The sequence below is a fragment of the Streptomyces sp. R28 genome (assembly GCF_041052385.1).
Taxonomy (GTDB): Bacteria; Actinomycetota; Actinomycetes; order Streptomycetales; family Streptomycetaceae; genus Streptomyces.
The window spans coordinates 1541654-1553603 of sequence record NZ_CP163439.1; the positions used below are offsets into that span (position 1 = coordinate 1541654).

The window sequence follows — 11950 nt, forward strand, 5'->3', positions numbered from 1 at the left end:
CCGTGCTCAAGGCCACCCTCCGCAGCTTCCTCGCCCACAAGGGGCGGCTGCTGCTCTCCGCCCTGGCGGTGATCCTGTCCGTGGCGTTCGTCGCGGGCAGCCTGATCTTCTCGGACACCGTCAGCCGCACCTTCGACCGGCTCTTCGCCTCGACCGCCGCCGACGTCACCGTCACCCCGAGGGAGACCCTCGACGAGACCGTACCCTCCGGGCAGACTCTGACCCTGCCGGCCTCGCTCGCCGACCGCCTCGCCCGCGTCCAGGGCGTCGCCGCGGCCCGCGCGGAAGTGGACGTGGAGGGCCTCACCGTCGCCGACGAGAACCGAGAGTCGGTGGGCCCGACCACTGGCGCGCCCACGATCGGCACGGCCTGGAACCCGACCGAGCGCAGCCCCGTGGAGCTCACCTCCGGCCACGCCCCCGAGGGCGACTCGCAGGTGCTGATCGACGCGGACACCGCCGACAGCAAGGACGTACGGATCGGCGACCGCCTCACGGTCATCGGGCAGGAGGGCTCCCTCCCGGTCGAGGTCGTCGGCATCGCCACCTTCACCACCACCAACCCCGGTGCCGCACTGGTCTTCTTCGACCCCGCGACCGCACAGACGAAGCTGCTGGGCGACTCGAAGGCGGCCACCGGCATCTCGGTCGACGCGGCCGAGGGCGTCAGCGACACGGAGCTCAAGCGGCGCGTGGCCGACGCGCTCGGCACCGACACCGGCGCCTACGAGCTGCGCACGGCCGACGAGCAGGCCGAGTCGGACGTCGAACAGCTGGGCGGGTTCCTCGACATCATCAAGTACGTCATGCTCGGCTTCGCCGGGATCGCCGTTCTGGTGGGCGTGTTCCTGATCGTCAACACGTTCTCGATGCTGATCGCCCAGCGCACCCGCGAGCTGGGCCTGCTGCGGGCGCTCGGCGCGGACCGGCGTCAGGTGCGGCGCTCGGTCCTCACCGAGGCGCTGCTGCTCGGACTCGTCGGCTCGACGGCGGGCCTCGCGGCCGGCGTCGGGCTGGCCGTCGGACTCATCGAACTGATGGGTCTGATGGGCATGAACATCAGGACGACCGAGATGGTCATCGGATGGGGAACGCCGGTGACCGCGTACGGCGTCGGCCTGGGCGTCACCTTCGTCGCCGCCTACCTCCCGGCCCGGCGGGCATCGGGCGTCTCGCCGATGGCGGCCCTCGCGGACGCCGAGATCGCCGAGATCGGGCGGCCGCTGCGGCTGCGCGCGGTGCTGGGCTCGGTGGTCGGGGCGGCCGGTGCGGCGGCGCTGGTGGGCTGTGCCGTGTCGTCCCGGACGTCGTCGGCGGCGTCCCTGCTGGGGCTCGGTGTCCTGCTGACCCTCGTCGCAACCGTGATCGCGGGACCGCTGCTCGTCCGGCCCGTGATCCGGGTCCTGGGCGGGGCCTTCCCCGCGCTGTTCGGCTCCATCGGCCGGATGAGCCAGCGCAACGCCCTGCGCAATCCGCGCCGTACCGGGGCCACGGCGGCCGCCCTGATGGTGGGCCTCGCGCTGGTCGGCGGGATGTCGGTGGCGAGCGCCTCGATGACCGAGTCGTTCGACCAGCAGATCGACAAGACGCTGGGCGCCGACTTCGTGGTGCAGAACAGCAACTTCGTGCCGTTCCCACGGGAGATCACCGACAGGATCCGCGACACCGAGGGCGCGGGGCTCGTCGTACGCTCGCAGTTCACCACCATCGCCGTACGCCTCCCGGACGGCGACCGCGTGAAGACGACCGCCGCGGGATACGAACCCGAGCTCGACCAGGTCGCGAACATCACCTACGCGCAGGGCGACAGCGCCGCCGCGCTCGCGGACGGGCGCCTCGCCATGGACAAGGACTTCGCCGAGGACCACGGCGTACGCGTGGGCAGCACCCTCCCCGTCGAGTTCCGGGGAGGCCGACTGGCCGAGCTGACGGTGGGCGCGTTGACCGACCAGGAGTCCGCCGAGGGGTTCGGCGCGCAGGGCGGGATCTACTTCGGCCTGGGCACGCTGGAGAAGTACGCGCCGGGCGGGCAGGACGCGGCCGTGTACGTCAACGCCGCGTCCGGCACGAGCGCGGACGACCTGCGGGCCGTCCTGGAGGAGACACTCGATCCCTATCCCCAGGTTCAGGTCCGGGACATCGCCGACTACAAGCAGCTGGTGCACGACCAGATCGCCGTGCTGCTCTACCTCGTGTACGCCCTGCTCGGCCTCGCGATCGTCATCGCGGTGCTCGGCGTGGTGAACACCCTCGCCCTGTCGGTCGTCGAGCGCACCCGGGAGATCGGGCTGCTCAGGGCCATCGGGCTGGCCCGGCGGCAGTTGCGCCGGATGATCCGGCTGGAGTCCGTGGTGATCGCCGTGTTCGGCGCGGTCCTGGGCCTCGCGCTGGGGCTGGTGTGGGGCGTGTGCACCCAGCAGGTGCTGGCGTTGCAGGGCATGACGGCGCTGGCGATCCCCTGGGGCACGATCGTGGCGGTGGTGATCGGCTCGGCGGTCGTGGGCATCGTGGCGGCGCTGCTGCCCGCGTTGCGTGCATCGCGCATGAATGTACTGGCGGCCATCGCGCACGAGTGATGGAATCGCGGCCAGTACCCAAATCCCTTGAGGGTGAGGAGAGTTCATGCCGCGACCGGTGAGCCCGCGTCCGTTCCGCTTCGGCGTCAACCTGATGACACCCGCCCCGGCCGACGAGTGGCGGGCCAAGTGCCGCCGGGCCGAGGAACTCGGCTACGACGTGATCCTGGTCCCCGACCATCTGGGCATGCCCGCGCCGTTCCCGGCCCTGGTCGCGGCGGCCGAGGCGACGGAGCGGCCGCGGCTGGGCACGCTCGTGCTCAACGCGGGCTTCTGGAACCCGGCCCTGCTCGCCCGCGAGGTGGCGACGACCGACGCCCTGACGGGCGGGCGGCTCGAACTCGGGCTCGGCGCGGGCTACGTACAGGCGGAGCACGACACGGCTGGTCTGCCCTTCGGCAGTCCGGGCGAGCGCGTGGACCATCTGCGGCGCACGGTCGAGGAGCTGGAGCGGCTGCTCGGCTCCGAGGAGTACCAGCCGCAGCCGGCACAGAAGCCGCGCGTACCGCTGCTGATCGGCGGAAACGGCGACCGCGTGCTGCGGCTGACCGCCGAGCACGCCGACATCGCGGCGTTCGGCGGCGCGTACCCGGACCCGGAGAGCACGACCGGCCGGGTCGTCCCCGTCACGGCCGAGCAGCTCGACGAGCGGGTGACCCGTTACGGGAAGTTCGCGGCGGGCCGGGAGGAACCGGCGGAGCTGAACCTGCTGCTGCAGATGGTCGCCGTCACGGAGGACCGCGCGGGCGTGGTCCAGCCCCTCGTCGACCGGGTTCCGGAACTGACCCTGGAGCAGGTCCTGGAGCTGCCGATCCTCCTGGTCGGGGCCTTGGAGCAAATCGTCGAACAGGTGCTGGCCCAGCGGGAGCGGTACGGGTTCTCGTATCTGACCGTCCTGGAGCCGCACATGGAGGCGTTCGCGCCGGTGATGGAGCGGCTGCGCGCCAAGTAGCCGTCCGGATACTGGAATTCCGCGCCCCGCTTCGTCGCCCGTGCTGGGATCACGGCATGACTGATCTGCGGATACGGGCCGCGACGCCGACGATCTCGACACCGTGCTGGCCTTCTGGAAGACGGCCGCCGAGGGCACGAGCATCAGCGACGACCGGGACGGAGTGGAGCGGCTGGTCGCCCGCGATGCCGAGGCGCTGATCCTGGCGGAGCTGGACGGCGAGCTGGTCGGCACGGTGATCGCGGGCTTCGACGGCTGGCGCTGCCATCTGTACCGGCTGGCGGTGCACCCGGAGCGTCGCCGCCGGGGCATCGGCTCCGCGCTGCTGGCCGCCGCGGAGGAGAGGTTCGTACGGCTCGGCGGGCGCCGCGGCGACGCGATGGTCCTGGAGCGCAACGAGGCCGCGCACCATGCCTGGCGCGCGGGCGGGTACACGCCCGAGGAACAGTGGCGGCGGTGGGTGAAGCACCTCGCGGACTGATCGCCGGGTGATCACCGGTTGACCACGGCTGATCACCGGCTGATCACCGACCGGAGCGCTTTGCCCATCCTTTACTATTGGGGGACCACTTCGGTCCTCCAACGAAAGGTGTGAGCGTCCGCCCATGGGCGAGCCTCCCAGTCCCCGACATCGCGCGTTCCTCCTCTCCCTGCCCGACCATGGGACGGAGGTGACCCGATGACCGAAGTGATCCTCCTGCTGGTGGCGATCCTGCTGTCGCTCGCCTGCGGTGCCTTCGTCGCGGCCGAGTTCTCGCTGACCACGGTCGAGCGCAGCGAGCTGGAGCGGGCCGTGGAGCGCGGCGAGCGGGGCGCTTCCGGTGCCCTGAAGGCCGTACGGAATCTGACGTTCCAGCTCTCCGGCGCCCAGCTCGGCATCACGGTCACCAACCTGGTCGTCGGCATGCTCGCCGAGCCGTCGATCGCCACGCTGCTCGCGGGCCCGCTGGAGTCGATCGGCATCTCCCGCTCGACGGCGAGCTCGGTCGCGCTGGTGATCGGTACGGCCCTGTCCACCGTCGTGCTGATGGTGGTCGGCGAGCTGGTGCCCAAGAACTGGGCGATCTCCTCGCCACTGGCCGTGGCCAAGCGGGTCGGCAACGCGCAGCGCTGGTTCAGCGCGATCTTCCGCCCCTTCATCACCCACCTCAACAACACGGCGAACCGCATAGTGCGCCGCTTCGGCGTGGAACCCATCGAGGAGCTGGCCGCCGCGCGCGGACCCCAGGAACTGGCCGCCCTCGCCCGGCACTCCGCCCGGGAGGGCGCCCTGGAGGCGGACACCGCCGAGCTCTTCGTACGGACCCTGAACCTGGCCGATCTGACCGCGGAGAACGTCATGACCCCCCGCGTCCAGGTCATCGCGCTGGACGCCCAGGCGACCTGCGAGGACGTGGCGAACGCCACGCGGGCGACCGGGCTGTCCCGGTTCCCCGTCTACCGCGGCAGCCTCGACGCGGTCGTGGGCACCGCGCACATCAAGGACATTTTGACGGTGCCCGCCGAGAGCCGGCCCCGCGTCTGTGTCGCCGAGCTGATGCGTGAGCCGCTCCTCGTCCCCGAGACACTCACCGTCGACCGGCTCCTCGACCGGCTGTCCGGCAAGCGCACCATGGCCGTGGTCATCGACGAGTACGGCGGCACCGCGGGCGTGGCCACGCTGGAGGACATCGTCGAGGAGGTCGTCGGCGAGGTACGCGACGAGCACGACCCGCACGAGACGCCCGACCTCGCCCCCGCGGGCAGCGACGACGAGGGCCGGGCGCTGTACTCGGCCGACGGCTCGGCGCGGGTGGACCAGCTCGCGCGCGTCGGGCTGACGGCGCCCGAGGGACCGTACGAGACCCTGGCCGGTCTCGTCGCGACCGAGCTCGGACGCATTCCCGAGGTCGGTGACCGTGTCGAGGCCGCCGGCTGGCAGCTCGACGTGGTGGACGCCACGGGCCGCAGGGCCGCACGGGTGCTGCTGCACGCGCCGCTCGACGACGAGGCGACGGACCACGAGAAGGAGGGCGGGCGATGACCGCCGTACAGCTGCTCATCGGTTTCGCGACGCTGGTCGTCAACGCCTTCTTCGTGGGCGCCGAGTTCGCGCTGATCTCGGTGCGGCGCTCACAGATCGAGCCGTACGCCGACCAGGGCGACCGGCGCGCCAAGAGCGTGCTGTGGGGCCTGCAGCACGTGTCCGCGCTGATGGCGGCCGCACAGCTCGGCATCACGCTGTGCACGCTGGTGCTCGGTGTGGTCGCCGAACCCGCCATCGAGCACCTGCTGGAGCCGGTGTTCCACGCGGTGGGCGTGCCGGAGAGCGCCGGGCACGTGGTGTCCTTCGTGATCGCGCTGGCGCTGGCCACGTATCTGCACATGCTGCTCGGCGAGATGGTGCCGAAGAACATCGCGCTGGCCGAGCCGGTGCGCAGCGCCCTGCTGCTCGGCCCGCCGCTGGTGGCGCTGTCCCGGGCGCTGCGGCCGGTGATCTTCACGATCAACGCCTTCGCCAACACGCTGCTGAAGCTGCTGCGCGTCGAGACGAAGGACGAGGTCACCGCGACCTTCTCGGACGCGGAACTGGCCCGCCTGGTGCGCGACTCCGGCGAGGCCGGCCTCATCGACGACCGCGCGCGGGAGCGGCTGCACGACGCCCTGGAGCTGGGCCGCCGTCCGGTGCGGGACGTGGTGCTTCCGCTGGAACGCGTCGTCTACGCGCGCGTGGGCGTCACACCGGAGGAGCTGGAGCGCCTGTCGGCCGAGTCGGGCTTCTCCCGGTTCCCGGTCGTCGACGAGGGCCGCCGCATCGTGGGCTATCTGCATGTGAAGGACGCCCTGGACGCCTCCCCGCGGGACGTGCCGTTCCAGGTGCGGGACATGCGGCCCATCGCGCGCGTGCGGGAGGGCACGCCGCTGGACGACGTGCTCACGGCGATGCGGGGCAGCCGTACGCATCTGGCGGCCGCGCTCGGCGGCGACGGCCGGCTGGCGGGGCTCGTGACCATGGAGGACGTGCTGCGGGAGCTGTTCGGACAGCGGGCCTGACAGCCGGGTGGGGCCGACCGACCGCTGGGTATGGAGCCGGGTTACCATCTCTGTCGCCATGCAGACGAACCCAACTCACACCAGCCTGGTCGCGGTCGGCGACTCCTTCACCGAGGGCATGTCGGACCTGCTCCCGGACGGCTCCTACCGGGGCTGGGCCGACCTCCTCGCCGGGCGGATGGCCGCCCATACGCCCGACTTCCGGTACGCCAACCTCGCGGTGCGCGGGAAGCTGATCGGGCAGATCGTCGAGGAGCAGGTCGACGTGGCGGCCGCGATGGGCGCCGATGTGATCACGCTGGTCGGCGGGCTCAACGACACGCTGCGGCCCAAGTGCGACATGGGGCGGGTGCGCGGACTCCTGGAGGAGGCCGTGGAGAAGCTCGCCCCGTCGTGCCGGCAGCTGGTGCTGATGCGCAGCCCGGGGCGGCAGGGGCCCGTCCTGGAGCGGTTCCGGCCGCGCATGGAGGAGCTGTTCGTCTGCGTCGACGAGCTGGCCGAGCGGCACGGCGCGGTCGTCGTCGACCTGTACGGGGCCCCGTCGCTCAGCGACCCCCGCCTGTGGGACGTGGACCGGCTGCATCTGACGGCCGAAGGGCATCGCCGGGTCGCGGAGGCGGTGTGGCAGGCGCTCGGCTACGACCCCGAGGACACCGAGTGGCGCACCCCGATGCCGGCCACCCTGCCGCCGGGGTGGGCCGCCCGGCGGGTCGCGGACGCGCGGTTCGCCCGGCAGTATCTGCTGCCGTGGATCGGACGCCGGCTCACAGGGCGGTCGTCCGGGGACGGGCTGCCGCCGAAACGGCCGGAACTGCTGCCGTACGAGGGCCCGGGGGCGTAGAGCCGCACAACGGGACGCGCCCGGTGCTCCCTGGAGGGGCACCGGGCGCTGTCACAGGTGTGCGCTACTGCTGACGCGCGGCGCGGCTTCGCCGGTACAGGAAGGCTCCGCCGACCAGCAGCGCCCCACTGCCGGCAATGCCTCCGACGATGGCTGCGGTGTTGGTGCCGGTCTCGGGCATCTGGGGGTGATCCGGCTTCGCCGGCGGCGTCTTGGGCGGGGTGGGCGTGTGGGGAGGTTCTGGCGTGGTGGGCTCGCTGGGCGTGGGCTCGGGTGTGTGCGGTTCCTCCTCGCCGTAGCCGTAGCCACCCGGCTCCTCGTCGCCGTAGCCGTAGCCGCCCGGCTCCTCGTCGCCGTAGCCGTAGCCGCTCGACTCGTCGTCGCCGTAGCCGTAGCCGTCCGACTCCTCCTTGCCGTACCCCTGGTCCTTCGGCTTCTCGTCGCCGTAGCCGTAGCCGCTCGACTCCTCCTTGCCGTAGCCGTGCTCCTTCGGCTTCTCCTTGCCGTAGCCGTAGCCGTGGTCCTTCGGCTTCTCCTTGCCGTAGCCGTGGTCCTTCGGCTTCTCCTTGCCGTAGCCGTGGTCCTTCGGCTTCTCCTTGCCGTAGCCGTGGTCCTTCGGCTTTTCGTAGCCGTAGCCGTTGCTGTGGCCGTAGCCGTGGCTGCTCGGCTTGTCGGCGCCGTAGCCGGAGTCGCCATAGCCGGAGGTGTCGTGTTCGGACGCGGACTCCGGGTAATCCGGCGAGGTGAATTTGTCATTCAGCTCATAGAATTTGTCCTGCATCGCGCCGAACTTTTCCTGCATCTGGCCGAATTTGTCATCCAGCCCGTCCAACCCGTCCGGTTCCCATGGATCCGTACGGCCCGACAATGCAGCGGCGGAGTTCACCACGGTCCCCTGCATGCCTGGGGCAGCGGACGCCCACGTGCCGGATAGAGACAGGGCGCTTGTCGCGGCAGCGGCCACGATCAACCCCCTGGTCAGGACCTGTCGCATTCTCGTTGTCTTTCTCTCAGGCGGAATGGGGAAGCCGACGTCGGTCATTGACGCGATCTTGTCGATTGCCGGAATTTGCGAGGTCATCGCAGGAGCCGTGATGCCGCACGTTCACACTCGCCACGACCTGCAGACTATGAACGAGATGGGGAGGTCCCGGAAACGAGGACGCGTCGACGGCCAGGGAATTCACCCGATCGCACCCGTATGCGGCCGACGGTCTCACTCCGACGGCGACAGCGGCGTCCTTCTCACATCCGTCTCGTGGACCGGCACGAGGGCGGTGTCCAGAGCACTGCTGACCTGGGCCGCTCTGGACCATAGGGACGATCGGGGCCCTCTGGGCGGCGGGTAAACTCCGTACACGTGACTTCTGCGCCCGCCAAGCCCCGCATCCCGAACGTCCTCGCCGGACGCTACGCCTCCACCGAGCTCGCCACGCTCTGGTCCCCCGAGCAGAAGGTGAAGCTCGAGCGGCAGCTCTGGCTCGCCGTGCTGCGGGCCCAGAAGGACCTCGGGATCGAGGTGCCGGACGAGGCGATCGCCGACTACGAGCGCGTCCTCGACACCGTCGACCTGGCCTCCATCGCCGAGCGCGAGAAGGTCACGCGGCACGACGTGAAGGCGCGGATCGAGGAGTTCAACGACCTCGCCGGGCACGAGCACGTGCACAAGGGCATGACGTCCCGCGACCTCACGGAGAACGTCGAGCAGCTGCAGATCCGGCTCTCGCTGGAGCTGGTGCGCGACCGTACGGTGGCCGTCCTCGCCCGCCTCGGCAAGCTGGCCGGTGAGTACGGCGAGCTGGTCATGGCCGGCCGCTCGCACAACGTCGCCGCGCAGGCCACGACGCTGGGCAAGCGCTTCGCGACCGGCGCCGACGAGCTGCTCGTCGCGTACGGCCGGGTCGAGGAGCTGCTCGGCCGCTACCCGCTGCGCGGCATCAAGGGCCCGGTGGGCACGGCCCAGGACATGCTGGACCTGCTCGGCGGGGACGCGTCGAAGCTGGCGGACCTGGAGGGCCGGATCGCCGGGCACCTGGGCTTCTCGCAGGCGTTCACCTCGGTCGGCCAGGTCTACCCGCGCTCGCTCGACTACGAGGTCGTGACCGCGCTGGTGCAGCTGGCGGCGGCGCCGTCGTCGCTGGCGAAGACGATCCGGCTGATGGCCGGGCACGAGCTGGTGACCGAGGGCTTCAAGCCGGGCCAGGTCGGCTCCTCCGCGATGCCGCACAAGATGAACACGCGGTCGTGTGAGCGCGTGAACGGCCTGATGGTCATCCTGCGCGGCTACGCCTCGATGACCGGCGAGCTGGCGGGCGATCAGTGGAACGAGGGCGACGTGTCCTGCTCGGTGGTGCGCCGGGTCGCGCTGCCGGACGCGTTCTTCGCGCTGGACGGGCTGCTGGAGACGTTCCTGACGGTGCTCGACGAGTTCGGTGCCTTCCCGGCGGTCGTGGCGCGGGAGCTGGACCGTTACCTGCCGTTCCTCGCCACCACCAAGGTGCTGATGGGCGCGGTGCGCGCGGGCGTGGGCCGTGAGCTGGCGCACGAGGCGATCAAGGAGAACGCCGTCGCCTCCGCGCTGGCGATGCGCGAGCAGGGCGCCGAGCGCAACGAGCTGCTCGACAAGCTCGCCGCCGACGAGCGCATCCCGCTCGACCGCGTCCAGCTGGACGCGCTGATGGCCGACAAGCTGTCCTTCACGGGTGCCGCGGCCGACCAGGTCGGCGTCGTCGTGGGCCGCGTCGAGGAGATCGTGAAGCAGCGCCCCGAGGCCGCGGGGTACACGCCCGGGGCGATCCTCTGACGCGCTTCACCGCCGAGGAGTTGGAGGCCGCTCGCGACCGTCTGGTGCCGGACGTCGTCGCGGACGGCCTCCACGTGCTGTTCTGTGGCATCAACCCCGGTCTGATGACGGCCGCGACCGGCCATCACTTCGCCCGCCCGGGCAATCGTTTCTGGCCGGTCCTGCACCTGTCCGGGTTCACGCCGAGGCTCATGAGACCGTCGGAGCAGGGTGAGTTGCCCTCCTTCGGGCTCGGCATCACGAACGTCGTCGCGCGCGCGACCGCGCGGGCCGACGAGCTGAGCGCCGAGGAGTACCGCGAGGGCGGGCGGCTGCTGGCGGCGAAGGTGACGCGGCTACGGCCGCGGTGGCTGGCGGTGGTGGGCGTCACCGCGTATCGCGCCGCCTTCGACGACCGCAAGGCTCAGGTGGGCCCGCAGGAGCGGGTGATCGGGGACACGCGCGTGTGGGTGCTGCCTAATCCGAGCGGGCTGAACGCGCATTGGACGGCGGCGACGATGGCGCAGGAGTTCGCGCGCTTGCGGGTGGCGGCGGAAGAGGGCTGACGGGTCACGGTGGGGCGATTTCCGTGACCACGGCCAGGAGCCGCACGTCGTCCGCCTCGTCCAGGTCGGCGACCACGACCGCGACCCAACGGCCTGTCCCCTCCGCCTCCCAGAGGTAGGCCAAGCGGGCACGGGCGCTGAGCGAGGCCCAGGGCTTGGGTATCTCCTCGTGTGCGGTGCGCAGCACCACGGTCTGCAGGTTGTAGGGGTCCGTCTCTCCCCAGCGGGGCGCGAACTGCTCGTACAGGGCGTCGCGGTACTTCTCGTACTGCTCCACCGTCACCGCACGCGTCCCACAGTCACCCTGACTGCTCTCTAAAACCACGACGTGGTAGCCGGGTCCGCTCTCGCCCCCGTCCCACGAGGTGTGCTCCGCCGAGAACGGGCGGAAGCACAGCTCGTCGACGAGGGCGATGTGCCGTGCGATGTTCATGTGGTCCAGTAAACCCGGCGCCACTGACAATTGGCGTGCCGTCAGGCGTCCCGCCGCCGCACGCTCCACGCCCCCGCCAGCAACGCCGCCGCGGTCCACAGCGCGGTCACCGTCAGTCCCGACCACGGCCCGAGGGTGCCGTCGTAGGTCTGGTGAATGACGATCTGCCCCGCCCTGTCCGGCAGGAAGTCCGCGACGGTGCCGGCGGCGTCGCCGATCACGAACGACACCACGAGGATGAACGGGATCAGGATGGACAGCGTGGCGACACCGCTGCGCAGCAGGGCGGTCAGGCCGGCCGCGAACAAGGCCATCAGCGTGAGGTAGATCCCGCAGCCCACGACCCCGCGCACCTGCTCGGCCACGGTGAGTCCACCGGCCGCGGAGCCGAGTCCCGCCCGTGCCACGACGAGCGCGGTGAAGGCGGTGACCAGTCCGACGAGCAGGGTCGGCACGGCGATGGCCGTCATCTTGGCGGCGAACCACCGTCCACGTCTGGGGACCGCGGCGAGCGAGAGCCGGAGCGCACCGCCGTGGTACTCCGACGACACGGCCAGCGCGCCGAAGGAGATGGCCGCGATCTGGCCCGGCAGGACGCCGGACAGCGCCATGAAGAGAGCGTCGAACTCCGGATCCGAGTCCTCGGAGACGCCGGCCACCGCGGAGAACGTGGTGGTCACGGCGAACAGTGCCAGCAGCGCTCCCGGGAGCGAGCGCAGCGTACGGATCTTGAGCCACTCCGTGTGGAGCACGGGTGCGAATGCCAT

10 protein-coding genes and 1 pseudogene are annotated in these 11950 nt (G+C 71.1%); 8 read left to right on the forward strand and 3 right to left on the reverse strand.

Features of this window, described 5'->3' with window-relative positions; translation table 11 throughout:
* Positions 1 to 2 precede the first annotated feature (2 nt).
* The 6 genes and pseudogenes from AB5J49_RS06605 to AB5J49_RS06630 all read left to right on the forward strand — a co-directional run bounded on the left by AB5J49_RS06605 (position 3) and on the right by AB5J49_RS06630 (position 7402).
* Positions 3 to 2576, forward strand: a complete 2574-nt coding sequence (locus tag AB5J49_RS06605; protein ID WP_369167496.1) for an ABC transporter permease — start codon at positions 3 to 5, stop codon at positions 2574 to 2576.
* Between the two features lie 46 nt (positions 2577 to 2622).
* Complete coding sequence (locus AB5J49_RS06610; RefSeq protein WP_369167497.1) at positions 2623 to 3528, forward strand: LLM class F420-dependent oxidoreductase; 906 nt, start codon at positions 2623 to 2625, stop codon at positions 3526 to 3528.
* Between the two features lie 56 nt (positions 3529 to 3584).
* A pseudogene (locus AB5J49_RS06615) lies at positions 3585 to 4009 on the forward strand (GNAT family N-acetyltransferase).
* 198 nt (positions 4010 to 4207) lie between these two features.
* Positions 4208 to 5551 carry a hemolysin family protein gene (locus AB5J49_RS06620; protein ID WP_369167498.1) on the forward strand — a complete coding sequence of 448 codons (1344 nt, stop codon included), beginning with the start codon at positions 4208 to 4210 and terminating at the stop codon, positions 5549 to 5551.
* Positions 5548 to 6561: a hemolysin family protein gene (locus AB5J49_RS06625; protein WP_369167499.1), complete on the forward strand. Its 1014-nt coding sequence runs from the start codon at positions 5548 to 5550 to the stop codon at positions 6559 to 6561. Before AB5J49_RS06620 ends, AB5J49_RS06625 begins: the two co-directional genes overlap by 4 nt.
* Positions 6562 to 6619: 58 nt before the next feature.
* The gene (locus AB5J49_RS06630) at positions 6620 to 7402 is read left to right on the forward strand and encodes an SGNH/GDSL hydrolase family protein (protein WP_369167500.1); all 783 of its coding nucleotides are present in this window, start codon (positions 6620 to 6622) and stop codon (positions 7400 to 7402) included.
* Positions 7403 to 7466: 64 nt separating this feature from the next.
* Here the strand turns inward: AB5J49_RS06630 and AB5J49_RS06635 are convergent, their stop codons facing one another.
* The gene (locus AB5J49_RS06635; protein ID WP_369167501.1) at positions 7467 to 8183 is read right to left on the reverse strand and encodes an LPXTG cell wall anchor domain-containing protein; all 717 of its coding nucleotides are present in this window, start codon (positions 8181 to 8183) and stop codon (positions 7467 to 7469) included.
* A gap of 579 nt (positions 8184 to 8762) precedes the next feature.
* On the opposite strand from AB5J49_RS06635, the gene purB reads away from it, so the two are divergent.
* Both purB and mug read left to right on the forward strand, forming a co-directional pair.
* Positions 8763 to 10205: an adenylosuccinate lyase gene (gene purB, locus AB5J49_RS06640; RefSeq protein ID WP_369167502.1), complete on the forward strand. Its 1443-nt coding sequence runs from the start codon at positions 8763 to 8765 to the stop codon at positions 10203 to 10205.
* Entirely contained in the window at positions 10202 to 10750 is a 549-nt protein-coding gene (gene mug / locus AB5J49_RS06645; RefSeq protein ID WP_369175065.1) for a G/U mismatch-specific DNA glycosylase, read from the forward strand. The genes purB and mug overlap by 4 nt, the downstream gene beginning before the upstream one ends.
* A gap of 4 nt (positions 10751 to 10754) precedes the next feature.
* On the opposite strand, the gene AB5J49_RS06650 is transcribed toward mug, so the two are convergent.
* Positions 10755 to 11183: a hypothetical protein gene (locus tag AB5J49_RS06650; RefSeq protein WP_369167503.1), complete on the reverse strand. Its 429-nt coding sequence runs from the start codon at positions 11181 to 11183 to the stop codon at positions 10755 to 10757.
* 41 nt (positions 11184 to 11224) lie between these two features.
* Entirely contained in the window at positions 11225 to 11950 is a 726-nt protein-coding gene (locus AB5J49_RS06655) for an ABC transporter permease (RefSeq protein ID WP_369167504.1), read from the reverse strand.

Coding starts and splice junctions, on each gene's coding strand:
- AB5J49_RS06620 (WP_369167498.1), top strand. CDS start 4,208: ATGACCGAAGTGATCCTCCTGCTGGTGGCGATCCTGCTGTCGCTCGCC.
- AB5J49_RS06650 (WP_369167503.1), bottom strand. CDS start 11,183: ATGAACATCGCACGGCACATCGCCCTCGTCGACGAGCTGTGCTTCCGC.
- AB5J49_RS06655 (WP_369167504.1), bottom strand. CDS start 11,950: ATGGCATTCGCACCCGTGCTCCACACGGAGTGGCTCAAGATCCGTACG.
- AB5J49_RS06625 (WP_369167499.1), top strand. CDS start 5,548: ATGACCGCCGTACAGCTGCTCATCGGTTTCGCGACGCTGGTCGTCAAC.
- AB5J49_RS06610 (WP_369167497.1), top strand. CDS start 2,623: ATGCCGCGACCGGTGAGCCCGCGTCCGTTCCGCTTCGGCGTCAACCTG.
- AB5J49_RS06630 (WP_369167500.1), top strand. CDS start 6,620: ATGCAGACGAACCCAACTCACACCAGCCTGGTCGCGGTCGGCGACTCC.
- AB5J49_RS06635 (WP_369167501.1), bottom strand. CDS start 8,183: ATGCAGGACAAATTCTATGAGCTGAATGACAAATTCACCTCGCCGGAT.